We start from the raw sequence: 232 nt of genomic DNA, 5'->3' as shown, positions 1-232 counted from the left end.
CGGTACAAGACACCGTCCCACCACTCATCACCGCTGTACCAGCTGGCGGAACATACGGCGGCAACCAGTCCATCGTCCTCAACGCCAATGAACCGGCGACGATCCACTTCACAACGGACGGCACGACGCCGACGACGTCGAGCCCGGTCTACTCGGGGCCGATTCCGATGGCGTCCATGACCCTGCAGTATCTTGGCCAAGACACGGCCGGGAATACGTCAGCGGTAGCCAG

General features: G+C 62.5%; 1 protein-coding gene. It reads left to right on the top strand.

Translation table 11 applies throughout. The features are described from left to right. Positions 1-232: chitobiase/beta-hexosaminidase C-terminal domain-containing protein (locus SB679_RS26460; protein WP_410705420.1), on the top strand; the 232-nt coding region annotated here is incomplete at both ends.

Source organism: Chryseobacterium sp. SIMBA_029 (assembly GCF_046535275.1).
GTDB lineage: Bacteria > Bacteroidota > Bacteroidia > Flavobacteriales > Weeksellaceae > Chryseobacterium.
This window is presented reverse-complemented; position numbering and strand designations above follow the sequence as displayed.